At 64.4% G+C, this 13,036-nt stretch carries 14 protein-coding genes and 2 tRNA genes; 4 read left to right on the top strand and 12 right to left on the bottom strand.

The window, feature by feature from the left end; genetic code table 11:
* Window positions 1–155: 155 nt before the first annotated feature.
* The gene (locus tag APY03_RS30665; RefSeq protein ID WP_068683038.1) at window positions 156–563 is read right to left on the bottom strand and encodes a GlcG/HbpS family heme-binding protein; all 408 of its coding nucleotides are present in this window, start codon (window positions 561–563) and stop codon (window positions 156–158) included.
* 176 nt (window positions 564–739) lie between these two features.
* Between APY03_RS30665 and APY03_RS30660 the strand changes: the two genes are divergently transcribed.
* The gene (locus APY03_RS30660; RefSeq protein WP_068683036.1) at window positions 740–1,441 is read left to right on the top strand and encodes a Bax inhibitor-1/YccA family protein; all 702 of its coding nucleotides are present in this window, start codon (window positions 740–742) and stop codon (window positions 1,439–1,441) included.
* Window positions 1,442–1,483: 42 nt separating this feature from the next.
* On the opposite strand, the gene rlmD is transcribed toward APY03_RS30660, so the two are convergent.
* Genes rlmD through surE form a run of 5 tightly spaced genes read right to left on the bottom strand, consistent with a single transcriptional unit; the run spans window position 1,484 to window position 6,486 of the window.
* Window positions 1,484–2,920, bottom strand: coding sequence for a 23S rRNA (uracil(1939)-C(5))-methyltransferase RlmD (gene rlmD, locus APY03_RS30655; protein ID WP_068683034.1), 1,437 nt, complete (start codon window positions 2,918–2,920; stop codon window positions 1,484–1,486).
* Between the two features lie 41 nt (window positions 2,921–2,961).
* Entirely contained in the window at window positions 2,962–3,990 is a 1,029-nt protein-coding gene (locus APY03_RS30650) for a sigma-70 family RNA polymerase sigma factor (RefSeq protein ID WP_068683032.1), read from the bottom strand.
* An 8-nt stretch (window positions 3,991–3,998) separates the two neighbouring features.
* Window positions 3,999–4,934, bottom strand: a complete 936-nt coding sequence (locus APY03_RS30645) for a peptidoglycan DD-metalloendopeptidase family protein (RefSeq protein WP_068683030.1) — start codon at window positions 4,932–4,934, stop codon at window positions 3,999–4,001.
* Window positions 4,935–4,945: 11 nt separating this feature from the next.
* Window positions 4,946–5,719 (bottom strand): protein-L-isoaspartate(D-aspartate) O-methyltransferase, encoded by a 774-nt coding sequence (locus APY03_RS30640; RefSeq protein WP_068683114.1) that lies wholly within the window; start codon window positions 5,717–5,719, stop codon window positions 4,946–4,948.
* 2 nt (window positions 5,720–5,721) lie between these two features.
* Complete coding sequence (gene surE, locus APY03_RS30635) at window positions 5,722–6,486, bottom strand: 5'/3'-nucleotidase SurE (RefSeq protein ID WP_068683028.1); 765 nt, start codon at window positions 6,484–6,486, stop codon at window positions 5,722–5,724.
* A 123-nt stretch (window positions 6,487–6,609) separates the two neighbouring features.
* On the opposite strand from surE, the gene APY03_RS30630 reads away from it, so the two are divergent.
* Window positions 6,610–7,596 (top strand): NADPH:quinone oxidoreductase family protein, encoded by a 987-nt coding sequence (locus APY03_RS30630; RefSeq protein ID WP_068683026.1) that lies wholly within the window; start codon window positions 6,610–6,612, stop codon window positions 7,594–7,596.
* 51 nt (window positions 7,597–7,647) lie between these two features.
* Here APY03_RS30630 and APY03_RS30625 read toward each other — a convergent pair whose 3' ends face one another.
* The 6 genes from APY03_RS30625 to APY03_RS30600 form a co-directional block, all read right to left on the bottom strand.
* The gene (locus tag APY03_RS30625; RefSeq protein ID WP_198161332.1) at window positions 7,648–8,046 is read right to left on the bottom strand and encodes an H-NS histone family protein; all 399 of its coding nucleotides are present in this window, start codon (window positions 8,044–8,046) and stop codon (window positions 7,648–7,650) included.
* A 61-nt stretch (window positions 8,047–8,107) separates the two neighbouring features.
* Window positions 8,108–8,183: transfer RNA gene (locus tag APY03_RS30620), tRNA-His, on the bottom strand.
* A 31-nt stretch (window positions 8,184–8,214) separates the two neighbouring features.
* Window positions 8,215–10,143 carry a peptidylprolyl isomerase gene (locus APY03_RS30615; RefSeq protein WP_068683022.1) on the bottom strand — a complete coding sequence of 643 codons (1,929 nt, stop codon included), beginning with the start codon at window positions 10,141–10,143 and terminating at the stop codon, window positions 8,215–8,217.
* A 62-nt stretch (window positions 10,144–10,205) separates the two neighbouring features.
* Window positions 10,206–10,281: transfer RNA gene (locus tag APY03_RS30610), tRNA-Val, on the bottom strand.
* 16 nt (window positions 10,282–10,297) lie between these two features.
* Entirely contained in the window at window positions 10,298–10,570 is a 273-nt protein-coding gene (locus tag APY03_RS30605) for an HU family DNA-binding protein (protein WP_007830705.1), read from the bottom strand.
* Between the two features lie 243 nt (window positions 10,571–10,813).
* Window positions 10,814–11,902 (bottom strand): tartrate dehydrogenase, encoded by a 1,089-nt coding sequence (locus APY03_RS30600; protein ID WP_068683112.1) that lies wholly within the window; start codon window positions 11,900–11,902, stop codon window positions 10,814–10,816.
* Window positions 11,903–12,423: 521 nt separating this feature from the next.
* Between APY03_RS30600 and APY03_RS30595 the strand changes: the two genes are divergently transcribed.
* Both APY03_RS30595 and APY03_RS44835 read left to right on the top strand, forming a co-directional pair.
* The gene (locus APY03_RS30595; protein ID WP_068683020.1) at window positions 12,424–12,810 is read left to right on the top strand and encodes a type IV pilin protein; all 387 of its coding nucleotides are present in this window, start codon (window positions 12,424–12,426) and stop codon (window positions 12,808–12,810) included.
* Window positions 12,804–13,036, top strand: a 233-nt coding sequence (locus APY03_RS44835; protein WP_232324480.1) for a type IV pilus modification PilV family protein, incomplete at its 3' end; no start/stop codon positions are given. The genes APY03_RS30595 and APY03_RS44835, both read left to right, overlap by 7 nt.

Here is a 13,036-nt window from a genome sequence, read left to right as displayed (position 1 = left end):
GCAAGTTTCATCGTGGGGCGACTCGAGGAGATGCGATCTCCGAAGGGTCGTTTTTGCTAGCCAACGGCTTCGTGCCGACTAGCCAAGCTTTTTTTCCACCTTGACTCCCAAAAGATGCCGACTGGAGGTCGGCATTTTGCTTGGAGGCCTTGGCGTCAGAGACCGATCGCAGCGATGCCCGCCCTGGCGATCTGGGCGTCTTCGTTGGACTTGACGCCGCTAACGCCGACCGCCCCGATCACTTGGCCATCCTTGACGATGGGCACGCCACCCTCGAGCAGGCCGTCCATGCCAGGCGCCGACAGAAACGAAGTACGCCCCCCGTTGACCATGTCTTCATAGACCTTGCTCTCGCGTCGCCCCATGGCTGCCGTGTGGGCCTTGGCGGGCGCGATATGGGACGAGATGGCGGCGGCACCATCCAACCGCTGCAGCCACAGCAGGTTGCCGGCATCGTCTGCAATGGCGATGGTCACGGCCCAGTTGTTCTTGAGCGCTTCAGCCTCGGCAGCGGCGGCGATCGCCTTGACGTCGACGAGTTCGAGAAAAGACTTGGTCTTCATGGTCTTGCGAATAGTGGGCAAACACCAAGCATAGCGCCCGAGCCTGCCTGATCACTGACGAAATGCAGGATGCGCTTTAGCGCCATGCCGAGGCGGGTCTTTTCGCAGACGGATCCTTGCAGCCCCCTAGAATGACCCCAACTGCAGCTTCGCAGCCAACATCAGGAGTTTCAGCAATGAACGACCGCGTCAACACCCTTGCCACTTCCGTCGGCTACGGCCAGGCGCTGCCGCAAGCAGAGCGGCAGCGCGTCCTGCGCAACACCTATTGGCTGCTCGCCCTGAGCCTTCTGCCCACCGTGCTGGGTGCGTGGCTGGGCGTCGCAACCGGCATCACCCGCTCCCTCAGCGGCGGCATCGGCCTGATGGTATTCCTGGGCGGTGCCTTCGCCTTCATCTTCGCCATAGAGAAGACCAAGAACTCCGCCGCCGGCGTTCCCGTGCTGCTCGGCTTCACCTTCTTCATGGGCCTGATGCTGTCGCGCCTCATCGCCATGGTGCTGGGCTTCAAGAACGGCTCCGAGCTGATCATGACGGCCTTCGGCGGTACCGCCGGCGTATTCTTCGTGATGGCCTCGCTGGCCACGGTGATCAAGCGCGACCTCTCGGGGATGGGCAAATGGCTGTTCGTCGGGGCTCTGGTCCTGATGATCGGCGCAATCATCAACGTGTTCGTCGGCTCCAGCGCCGGCATGCTCGCGATCTCGGTCGCAGCGATCGGCATCTTCTCGGCTTTCATGCTCTATGACCTCAAGCAGATCATGGACGGCGGCGAGACCAACTACATCAGCGCCACGTTGGCGCTCTACCTGGACATGTTCAACGTGTTCCAGAGCCTGCTGGCCCTGCTGGGCATCTTCGGCGGAGAGCGCGACTGATCTTCGGCACCTCAGCTGAAACAGGGCCTTCGGGCCCTTTTTTCATGGCAGATCGAACACCGCAATCGACTCGACGTGCGCCGTGTGGGGGAACATGTTGACCACGCCCGCGAAAGTGCAACGATAGCCCGCCTGATGGACCAACAGGCCCGCATCGCGCGCCAGGGTCGATGGATTGCAGCTGACGTAGACGATCCGCCTGGGCGGCGTCCAGCCCTCAATGGCTAGGTCGGCCTCCTGATGCAGATCGGCCAGCGCCTTGGCCAGCGCAAAGGCGCCCTCGCGCGGCGGATCCACCAGCCATTTGTCTGCTGCGCCGTCCGCCATCAGCATCGCGGGCGTGATCTCGAACAGGTTGCGCGCGACGAAGCGGGTCGGAGCCAGCGCTCCCCGGCCGGCCGCTGGGGCCTGGTTGCGCGCCAGGTTCTCCGTCGCCCTGGCGACCAGCGTGGCGCTGCCTTCGATGCCCAGAACCTCCCGAGCACGGGTTGCGAGCGGGAGCGTGAAATTGCCCAGTCCGCAGAACCAGTCGATGACGCGGTCCTCCGCCTGCACGTCGAGCAGGCGCAATGCGCGGCTGACGAGCGCACGATTGATGGATGCGTTGACCTGCGTGAAATCGGTCGGCTTGAAGGGCATCGTGACGCCGAACTCCGGCAACTGGTAGGCCAGCATCGGCCCGTTGGATTCAAGCAGCCGAACCGTCTCTGGCCCTTTCGCCTGCAGCCACCACTGCACCCCCTCATGCACGGCCGCAAAGGCCTTGAGCCGTGCGATATCCCCGACCGACAGGGGCTCCAGGTGGCGCAGTACCAGCGCAATCACCCCGAGCTCGGCGCCGTCAGGCGCATCGCCGCAGGCCAGCTCGATCTGCGGGCAGGTATCGCGGGCATCCATCGATCCGATGAGCTCGCGCAGCGGCATCAGCATGGCACTGACGCGCGCCGGCAGCACGGGACACACCTGCATGTCGGCGAGATAGCGGCTCTTGCGTTCGTGGAAGCCGATCAGTACCGCGCCCTTCTTGACGACATGACGCACCGAGAGTCGGGCGCGATAACGATAGTGCCAGGCGGGACCCTCGAGCGGCCGCAGCATATTCTCAGGCCGCACCTTGCCCAGATGCCACAGGTTGTCTTCGAGCGCACGCTGCTTCACCGCCACCTGCGCCGCGGCGTCGAGGTGCTGCATCTTGCAGCCGCCACAAGCACCGGCATGCAACCCGAAATGCGGGCACCCGGGACGCACGCGCTGCGAGGATTCACGGCGAATCGCAGTCACCGTGCCCTGCTCCCAGTTGTTCTTCCTGCGCTGCACCTTGAGCTGCACTTCCTCGAAAGGCAGCGCGCCCTCGATGAACACCACCATGCCGCTGGCCTTGTGTGCCACGCCCTGAGCATCGAGGTCGAGCGACTCGACCTGCAGCCATTCATCGTGAAGCTGCTGCTGCGCTTCTTTCTTTTCTGTCGGATCCGTCATGGATGGATTGTCTCAGGGCGGCATGCCCGCCCGGAGTGCGCCTACAGGAGCGCGTCGCGCTGCACGCCCGCTCGTGCAAGCTGGCGGCGCATCTTGGCAAGGGCCTCGTTCTGGATCTGCCGCACGCGCTCGCGCGTGAGGCCCAGGCGCACGCTCAATACTTCGAGTGTCTCCGGATCGCGGTCGTGGAGGCCGTAGCGCCCTTCCAATACCTCGCGCTCGCGCTCGCTCAGCGCCTGGATCCACTGATCGAGGAGCTTCTCGACTTCATGCGTCTGCGTGATGCCAGTCGGATCACTGTGCTCGTCCTCCGAAGCGACCGTGTCTGCCAGGCTGAAGCTGTCCTCACTGCGTTCGCTGCCGGCATCGAGCGAACGCGGCGCCTCGGCCAGCGCCATCAGATCGGCCACCGCCTGCACCTCGCGGCCCAGCAGCGCCGCGACATCTTCCACCCGCACGCCGTCAGGGCGGCGGGCGATGAAGTCTGCATCGCCTTCCAGCGTGCGCCGGGCACGCATCACCTGCTGCAGTTCGCGCACCACATGCACCGGCAGTCGAATCGCGCGCGCCTGCATCATGGCTGCGCGCTCGACCGACTGGCGGATCCACCAGGTGGCGTAAGTCGAGAAGCGAAAACCGCGTTCGGGTTCGAACTTGTTGATCGCATGCATCAGCCCGAGGTTGCCCTCTTCGATCAGGTCCGCCAGCGGTACACCTCGGCCGAGATAGCCCTTGGCGATGTTCACCACGAGTCGCAGGTTGTGCTCGATCATGGACTGCCGTGCCGAGAAGTCCCCGCTGCGCGCGGCGCAGGCCGTGCGAAATTCCTCGTCGGGCGTGAACAAGTCGGTGCGCCGGATCTCACGCAGGTAGAGCGTCAACGAATCGCCGCCCTCGCCGCCGATATCGAGCGACGCGCCGTCACGAGAGATCGGCCGCGCCGTCTCACTGTCGGCATCGGCCGCCTCCTCCGCGGGACCAGCCGGCCCGAAGGCGCTGAAGGGTGCGGCACCACCGCCGCCGGCCGCGCGCTGCACGATCTGGGCGCGACGCGGGCGAGAGGCGGCCATGCATGGTCCTACCGGGCGGGGAGGTAACGCGCCGGATCGACAGGCTTGCCCTGCCGGCGGATCTCGAAGTGCAGCTTCACGCGGTCCGCGTCGCTGTTGCCCATCTCGGCAATCTTCTGGCCCTTCTGCACCGACTGGTCCTCCTTCACCAGCAGCGTCCGGTTGTGGGCGTAGGCGGTGAGATAGGTGTTGTTGTGTTTGAGGATGATCAGGTTGCCGTAGCCGCGCAGTCCGGCGCCGGCGTAGACGACCCGCCCGTCGGCCGCGGCGAGCACCGAGTCGCCGGCCTTGCCGCCGATGTCCAGGCCCTTGTTCTTTGCCTCGTCGAAACCCGCGATCAACGAACCGTGTGCAGGCCAGATCCAGCCCACATCTTCGTCCCCGGACGCCGTCGCGGCCGGCGTCGCAGGCGAGGCAGTCACGATGGACGGCGTCGGTTTGGCGGCCGCGCTCGCGGCAGCAGTGGGCGCCGGCGCGGCAGCAGCGGCGGGTCCGGGGGCAGGTGTCGGCGCGGCGGTCCGCGCTGCATCGGAGGCGAGGGGCGCAGGCGTTGCTCCCGGCGGCGTCGTGGCGCCCGCAGGCGGAATCACGCGCAGTACCTGACCCACTTCGATCAGGTCGGGATTCTCGAGATTGTTCCAGCGCGCGATGTCACGCCAGTTTTGACCCGTCTCCGTGCCGATGCGGCGGATGGTGTCGCCGGGACGCACCGCGTAGTAGCCAGGCTTGCCGTAATTCTCGATGCCCGGCAGCGGCTTGCCCGATGCATCGGTGGTGATGGGAGGTACGCCCGCAGCAGTCGACGCAGCAGCAACTGGCGCGCCGATCATCGTGCCGCGGTCCTCGACCGGAACGGGCCCGCGCTTCGCGGCACACCCCGCAATCAAGAGTGCGACCAGCAGCGTCACGCCAGCAAGCCAGCCCCGATTGCCAATACCCTGCATGTGTTCTTCCTTCAAGCAATTCCCGATTTTAGGGGGACAAAGTGAACCGCCTCAAGAACGCGGCGCTCCAGTCCGCGTGCCGTCTTGTCGATGACGACGAGGGCCTGTCCACCCTTGGCCGACTGTGTCGGCGCGACGATGCGCCCGCCGATGGCGAGCTGCTCGAGCCATGTCTCCGGCACCGCATCGCCGCCGGCAGCGGCAATGATGCCGGCATAGGGTGCGCCCTTTGCATAGCCCACCATGCCGTCGCCAAGCAGGAGGTGGACCGTGGCCAGGCGGAACGGGCGCAGATTGGCGCGCGCCCGCTCATGCAGGCCACGCAGGCGCTCGATGCTGTAGACCTCCGTTGCGACATGGCTCAGCACCGCGGCCTGGTAGCCGCAGCCGGTACCGATCTCGAGCACGCGTCCAAGTCGATCGCCGGGCTTGTTCGCCATCGCAGGCGCACCCAGCAGCAATTCGATCATGCGCGCCACCACGCTGGGCTTCGAGATGGTCTGGCCCAGTCCGATCGGCAGGCTCGTGTCTTCGTACGCCTGGTTTACCAAGGCGCTGTCGACGAATCGATGACGCTCCACCGTGTTCATGGCACGCACCACGCGCGTGTCGGCGACGCCCTGCGCCGCGAGCCGCTGGACCATTCGGGCGCGCACCGCCTCCGATGCCATGGATGGCGTGTGGTGAACGAGCGGTTTCACAGGAACGGCCGAGGGCCGACCACGCGTCGCCGCCGATGCGGTGGGCGTGAGCCGCACCGGAAACCCTGGCCGCTGGCTGGCCATGATCAGGAAGGCCCGCCCAGTCGTGCCACTGTCAGGCGCCACTGTTCCAGATTGGCGTGGTCGGTCAGATCGATCTGCAGCGGCGTCAACGCGATGTGGCCGGCGGCCGTCGCGTGGAAGTCGGTGCCCTCACCACTGTCTTTCGCGCCGCCGGCGCCGGCGATCCAGTACATGGTCTCGCCGCGCGGACTGTCCTGGGTGATGACCTTCTCCGCGGCATGGCGGCGCCCCAGCCTGCAGACCCTGATGGGCTTGAGCTCCTCGAAGGGCAGGTTCGGCACGTTGACGTTGAGCAGGAAAGCAGGCCCTCCGAGCATGCGATCGCGCTCGATCTGTTCGACCAGCCTTCGCGCAGCGCGCGCCGCTGCGTCGACATGCGCCCAGCCCTTCTCGATCTGCGAGAAGGCAATTGCAGGAATGCCGAAAAGGTACGCCTCCATGGCGGCTCCGACGGTGCCCGAATAGATCGTGTCGTCGCCCATGTTGGCACCGTTGTTGATGCCGGACACGACAAGATCGGGACGATAGTCAAGCAGCCCCTTGAGCGCGATATGCACGCAATCCGCCGGCGTGCCGGTCACGTAGCGAAAACCGTTGTGCGCCTTTTGCACGTAGAGCGGAGCCGCGAGCGTGAGCGCATTCGACTTGGCGCTGTTGTTGTGCTCTGGCGCAACTACTTCGACTTCCGCTACATCCTTGAGTGCATCGTGCAATGCCACGATGCCGGGAGCCTGGAAGCCATCGTCGTTCGAAATCAGTATCTTCATGGCTTTGATAGTGCGCGCGATTGTAGGCGGCGGACGCGTCACGGCAGGGACAATGACCGCCCGCAGTCCGCCCTATCATGAACCGGATCCGTTGCCCTCAGATTCACCCAAGGAGACCCGAGCATGCATGCATGGCTCTGTGAGAACCCGACCGGCGTCGATGCGCTGACCTGGAAGGAACTGCCGACCCCCGCGCCTGGCCCCGGCCAGGTGCTGATCGAGATCAAGGCAGCCAGCCTGAACTTTCCCGATCTGCTGATCGTGCAGAACAAATACCAGATCAAGCCGCCGCTCCCCTTCGTACCGGGGTCGGAGTACGCGGGCATGGTTGCGGCCATTGGCGAAGGAGTCAGCGACTTGCGCGTGGGCCAGAATGTTGCTTGTCTGTCGGGCACGGGCGGCTTCGGTACCCACACCCTGGCGCCCGCGGCCCTCTGCATGCCCCTGCCGGAGGGTTTCGGCCACGTCGATGCGGCCGCCTTCATCATGATCTATGCCACCTCCTGGCACGCGCTGATGGACCGGGCGCAGCTCAGGCCCGGCGAGACCGTGCTGGTACTCGGCGCAGCCGGCGGCGTCGGTACCGCCGCCATTCAGATCGCCAAAGCTGCCGGCGCCAAGGTGATTGCCGCGGCGTCGACGGATGAGAAATGCGAACTGTGCAAATCCATCGGCGCGGACCTCGCCATCAACTACACCACGCACGCGCTTCCCAATGGCTTCCGCGATGCAATCAAGACGGCGACCGACGGCAAAGGTCCCGACGTGATTTACGACCCCGTTGGCGGCGAATTCGCGGAACCCGCGTTCCGTTCGATCGGCTGGCGGGGGCGCTATCTGGTGGTGGGATTCGCTTCCGGACCGATTCCTTCACTGCCGCTCAATTTGATGCTGCTCAAAGGTGCATCGCTGGTCGGCGTGTTCTGGGGCGATTTCGCCAAGCGCGAGCCCAAGGCCAATGCGCAGATGATGGCCGAATTGGTGAAATGGTATGGCCAAGGCAAGATCAAGCCGGTGATCGACGGCACCATGCCCATGGCCGAGCTCAAGACGGCCTATGCCCGCATGGGCTCGAGGGGCGTCAAGGGAAAGCTCGTCATGGTCAACTGAGCGCCAAAAAAAGGCCCGCATCGCGGGCCCTTTTTAAGGTGACGAGATGCCTCAGTGGATCTCGAACTCGGACAGCGATTTACCGGCGGCCAGTGCTTCGGTGATCCAGCGCGGCTTGCGGCCGCGACCGCCTGACCAGGTTTCTCCGGTCGGGCTGCGGTACTTCGCAGCGGACTTTGGCGCGGCCGAGGGAGCGCCCCGTCTGGTGCCGCGCGACCCGAGCTTCAAATCGGCCGCCGTCAGGCCGTATTCGGCAATCTTCTTCCGCAACTCCTCGACCACGCCCGCGCGCTCCTGATTGCGCAGTTCCTCGGCTTGCTTGCGCAATTGCGCAATCTGCTCGTCGTGCTTCTTGATCTGGGAATTGATGTCGGCAAGTGTTGAGGCCATTGGTGCAGGTTCCTCCGAATTAGGAAGGCCGAATTCTAATTCAAGTCTGAATTGCCGCAAGCATCGCGCGCGCCAAAAAAAAAGCGCCGGTCGAATGACCGGCGCTTTGCATGAATGGGTTTGGGGTGGCTGATGGGACTCGAACCCACGACGACCAGAATCACAATCTGGGACTCTACCAACTGAGCTACAGCCACCGCAGAGCCGGCAATTGTAGCCGGAAAAAAGCTAGCGTCCGATGGCAATGCCCGCATCGACCGGTTTCGGCACCAGGATCTCAGCCTTGAACCGGCTCTTGAGCAGTTCGTAGTAGGCGGCCGCCTCCGCGGCAGACGTGGCCAACGCGACTTGCTGGGTTTCCTGCTGCGCCATCTCAGTTGGGGGCGGCGTGCGCGGCACGGTCTTGTTGACGCGAACGACGGCATATCCCTGCGCGCCGAGGTCCACTCCCACCATCGCGGGCAGCTTGGCCGGATCGGCGCGCAGTGCTGCCTCGATGACCGGCATCGGCTGCGACTGCGACTCCAGTCGCGAAACCGTCAGCGCGGCGCCGAAGTTCGCGCCGGCCGCGTTCGATTGCCAGGCCGCGAGCTTGGCTTCGCCTTCGGTCTTGGCCAGAGCTCCCGCGCGTTCGGCAACGAGCTGTGCCCGGACCTTGTCCTTGACTTCATCGAAAGGCTGCGCCCGTGCGGGGGCGTATTGCGTCACGCGCCCGGACGCGAGCTGGTTGGGACCGATCTCGATCGCCTCCGTGTTGTGCTTGCGCTCCAGCGAATCGGCTGCGAACAGGGCGTTCAGGAAATTGCGGCTGGCTAGCGCCCCCGTTGCACCAGGCGCCGGCATTCGTGCCACCTTGTCGGCGGTGCGGATCTCCAGCTTCAGCTTCTCGGCGGCCGGCTTCAGGCTGTCGGGCTGCTGGTAGACGGCATCGGTGAAGGTCTCGGCCGCCTTGGCGAATTCCTGAGTCGCTTGCTGGCTGCGCACCTCATCCTCGATTTTCGCGCGCACCTGCTCGAAGGGCGGCACCACGCCCGGCTTGATGTCGTTGAGCTGGATGATGTGGAAGCCGAACTCGGTCTCGACCAAGTCACTGATCTCGCCCTTCTTGAGCGCGAACATCGCGTCCTCGAACGGCTTCACCATCGCCCCGCGCGTCACGAAGTCGAGATCGCCGCCCTTTTCCGCCGAGCCGGGGTCCTGCGAATTCTTGCGTGCGATCTCCGCGAAGTTGCCTGGCGCCTTCTTGACCTCGGCCAGCAATCCCTGCGCCTTCTCGCGCGCCTTTTCGCGCTCGGCGGCGGGGGCGCCCGAAGGCACGCTGATCAGGATGTGGCTGGCACGCCGCTCCTCCTTCGTGCCGAGAAGTTCGCGGTTCTGTTCGTAGTAGGCGCGCACGTCGGCCTCGTTGATGGCGATGTTTTTCTTGGCAGCATCGAGATCCAGCACGAGGTATTCGATGCTCGCCTGCTCCGGCACCTGGAACTGCGCGACATGCTGCTTGTAATAGGCATCCAGGTCCGCATCGCTGACAGTGATCTTGGTCGCAAACTCGCTGGGAGTGAAGCGCGCCACCTTGACCTCACGCCGGTCATAGAAGGCGTCGAGCATGACGGCGGTCTGCGCCGGTGTCGCGAGGGCGGTATCGGTAATGCCCTTCAGCACCTGCTGGCGCACCATCTGCGCAGCGAGCGCGGCTTGGTGCTGCTCGGGTGTCATGCCCGTGGCGCGCAAGAACAGATCGCGGTCGAACTGGCGCTGGCCATCCTTGGTGACGACGAAGCTCGCCAGCCCCGGATCGTTCTGGAATATCTCCAGCTGGCGCTGCTCGGTCACCACGAAATGATCCTGGGCCGCGGCGGCGGCCAGCACGCGCTCGCGCACCATCCGCTCCAGCGTCCCGTAGCGCTGCGCATCCGTATCGAATATCGCGGGATCCACATCCGACCTCTGCTGGCGAATGCGATCGACATCGTTGCGATGCTGCGCGTCCCACTCCGGACGATGAATGCTCTCGCCCGCCACGCTGGCGACCTTTTCGCCTTTGTCCCCGGCACCGCTGTAGCGGTCCAGCACGCCGACCACCACGAATGACGGCACGATCAACAGGAACAAGACGGCCATCAGGATTTTGTTGTGCTGTCGGATGAAATCGAACATGGATGGGGGTCTCTCCAGCGAAAAACAAAAAAGGCGAACTGAGTGTTCGCCTTTGCATCGGTTGGTGGGTGCTGAGGGGCTCGAACCCCCGACCTACGCCTTGTAAGGGCGCCGCTCTACCAGCTGAGCTAAGCACCCCACCGGGATCCGACTCTCAGTTCAGCGCATCTTTCAGCGCCTTGCCGGGGCGGAACTTCGGGATCTTGGCGGCCTTGATTTTAATCGCGTCGCCGGTGCGCGGATTGCGCCCCGTGCGTGCAGCGCGTTTACCCACAGCAAAAGTGCCGAAACCGACGAGCGAGACCGAGCCGCCCTTCTTGAGCGTGGTACGAATGGCGCCGATGGTCGATTCCAGTGCGCGCGTGGCAGCGGCTTTCGAGATGTCGGCGTTTTTTGCGATGTGCTCAATCAGTTCGGTTTTGTTCACAAGGACCCCTTGCAGGATAAATAGTTGATCGGGTGGCGTCAGAAGCGGTGCCGGCCCCGTGACGAAGCCACGGGGTTCGTTTAAGAAGAAGGATGGCAGTTCTGGTGCGCCGGCAGCGCACTGCCGAGAAGGATTACAACCACTGGTCCACGGGGTGTCAATACGACGCGACGCCGCGCAAACCAGCGAGGCCCGCGATTCTAGTGATGTTTTGCGCAGTCCATTTTTCCCATGCGGCTTCGTTCAGAGCGCTTGCGCAATCGCGCGGCCCAGGTCGATGGTGCCCGCGCTGCCCCCGATATCCGGTGTGCGCGGCGCGCCGCTTTCCGGCGCTAGCACCTTCTCGATCGCGGCAAGGATCGCGTCGTGCGCGTTCTTGTATCCCAGGAACTCGAGCATCATGGCGCCGCACCAGATCTGGCCAATCGGGTTGGCGATGCCCTTGCCTGCAATATCCGGCGCCGAGCCGTGCACCGGCTCGAACAGCGACGGGGTGCTGCGCTCAGGGTTGAGGTTGGCGCTCGGCGCGATGCCGATCGTGCCGGTGCAGGCAGGGCCCAGGTCAGACAGTATGTCGCCGAACAGGTTGCTGGCGACCACCACGTCGAAGAAGTCGGGGCGCTGCACGAAATGCGCCGTCAGGATATCGATGTGGAACTTGTCGAGCTTGACGTCCGGGTAGCTCTTCGCCATCGCAGCGACGCGCTCGTCCCAGTACGGCATCGTGATCGAGATGCCATTGGACTTTGTCGCGCTGGTCAGGTGCTTGCCGGGACGCGACTGCGCCAGCTCGAAGGCGAACTTGAGAACGCGATCCACGCCCGTGCGCGACATCACCGTCTCCTGGATCACGATCTCGCGCGCCGTGCCTTCATACATGCGCCCGCCGATGCTCGAGTACTCCCCCTCGGTGTTCTCGCGCACGATGTACATGTCGATCTCGCCGGGCTGCCGCGCAGAGCCGTCGCGCCGCACCACGGGCGCGATGATGCCGGGCATCAGGCGCGCAGGCCGCAGATTGATGTACTGGTCGAACTCGCGGCGGAACAGCAGCAGAGACCCCCAGAGCGAGACATGGTCCGCAATCTTCTCGGGCCAGCCGACAGCGCCGAAATAGATCGCGTCGTGGCCGCCGATCTGGTCCTTCCAGTCGTCAGGCAGCATCTTGCCGTGCTTCTCGCAGTAATCCCAGCTCGAGAAATCGAAGTGGTCGAAATGCAGATCGACGCCGAACTTGCGTGCCGCCGCATCGAGCACGCGCAGCCCCTCTGGCATGGTTTCCTTGCCGATGCCGTCTCCGGCGATCACGGCGATACGCTTCCTGCCGCTCATGATGTCTTCCTCCAAATATCAAACAAGAAACCGAAGCGCTTCCTCGGCCCGCGCCTCGGACGCCACTTCGGGAATGTATGTGGCCGCAGGCCAGCGCTGCACAAGCTCCAGGCCGGCGGCGACATCGGCGCGGTCAAGATTGACCGTCGCCGAAGCCCGGTAATGACATTGGCCGCCCTTGCGCCATTGTGCGGTGCGCGATGGACATCGTGCCCCAGCGGAGCTCGGGTGAGCTCCCCCGTGCTGCGGGAGCCCTGGAAGCCGACGGCGCTTCGGTCGGTGGGTTCAAGGCATCACAAGGTGTAACAAGTCTCCCCCACCGCGCTACCGCGTTCGGCCTGCGTTTGTGTGCTTCTGACTACGCCCCTGCGCCGCTTGTCGGGCGGAACCCACCATTTGTCGCGCTTTCTGACGGCGTCATGTGATAAGTTCACATTCTTAACATATCGTCACATTTCTCAAGTGTGGTGGGTGACCGCTACCCTGAACAGCTCGCTTCGAGCAAGGCCGTTGGAGAGTTGATGCGCAAACAGCACGGGTTCACGTTGATCGAACTGGTCATCACGATAGCGGTGGTCGGGATCCTGGCCGCTATCGCCCTGCCCAGCTACCAGCAGTACGTCATTCGTTCCAAGCGGTCGGCGGCGCAGGCGCAGATGATGGATATCGCCAATCGGCAGCAGCAGTACATGCTCGCCAACCGCGGCTATGCGGACAAGACCGCGCTGGAAGCCGGCGGCTACATCCTGCCGGCCGAGGTAAGTACTGGCTACGACTACACCATCACCCTGGGCACCGGCGCCGTACCGGCTTTCACCGTGACCTTCACGCCGAAGGGCAGCCAGGCCAGCGACGTCACGCTCAAGCTCAACAACGAGGGCCTCAAGGAGCCCCCAGAAAAATGGTGAAACTTCATTCGCAGCGCGGCGCGACCCTGCTGGAAGCCCTGGTCACGCTGGTCATCATCGCCTTCGGCCTGCTCGGGCTGGTGGGCCTGCAATCGCGCCTGCAGGTGTCCGAGATGGAGGCCTACCAGCGTTCGCAGGCGCTGATCCTGCTGAACGACATGGCCAACCGCATCGCCATCAACCGACGAGCCGCCGGCAGCTACGTCACCGCCACACCCGTGGGCAC

This window comes from Variovorax sp. WDL1, from assembly GCF_001541225.1.
GTDB lineage: Bacteria > Pseudomonadota > Gammaproteobacteria > Burkholderiales > Burkholderiaceae_C > Variovorax.
The sequence above is the reverse complement of the archived record's forward strand: the minus strand, read 5'-3'. Positions and strand labels throughout refer to the sequence as shown.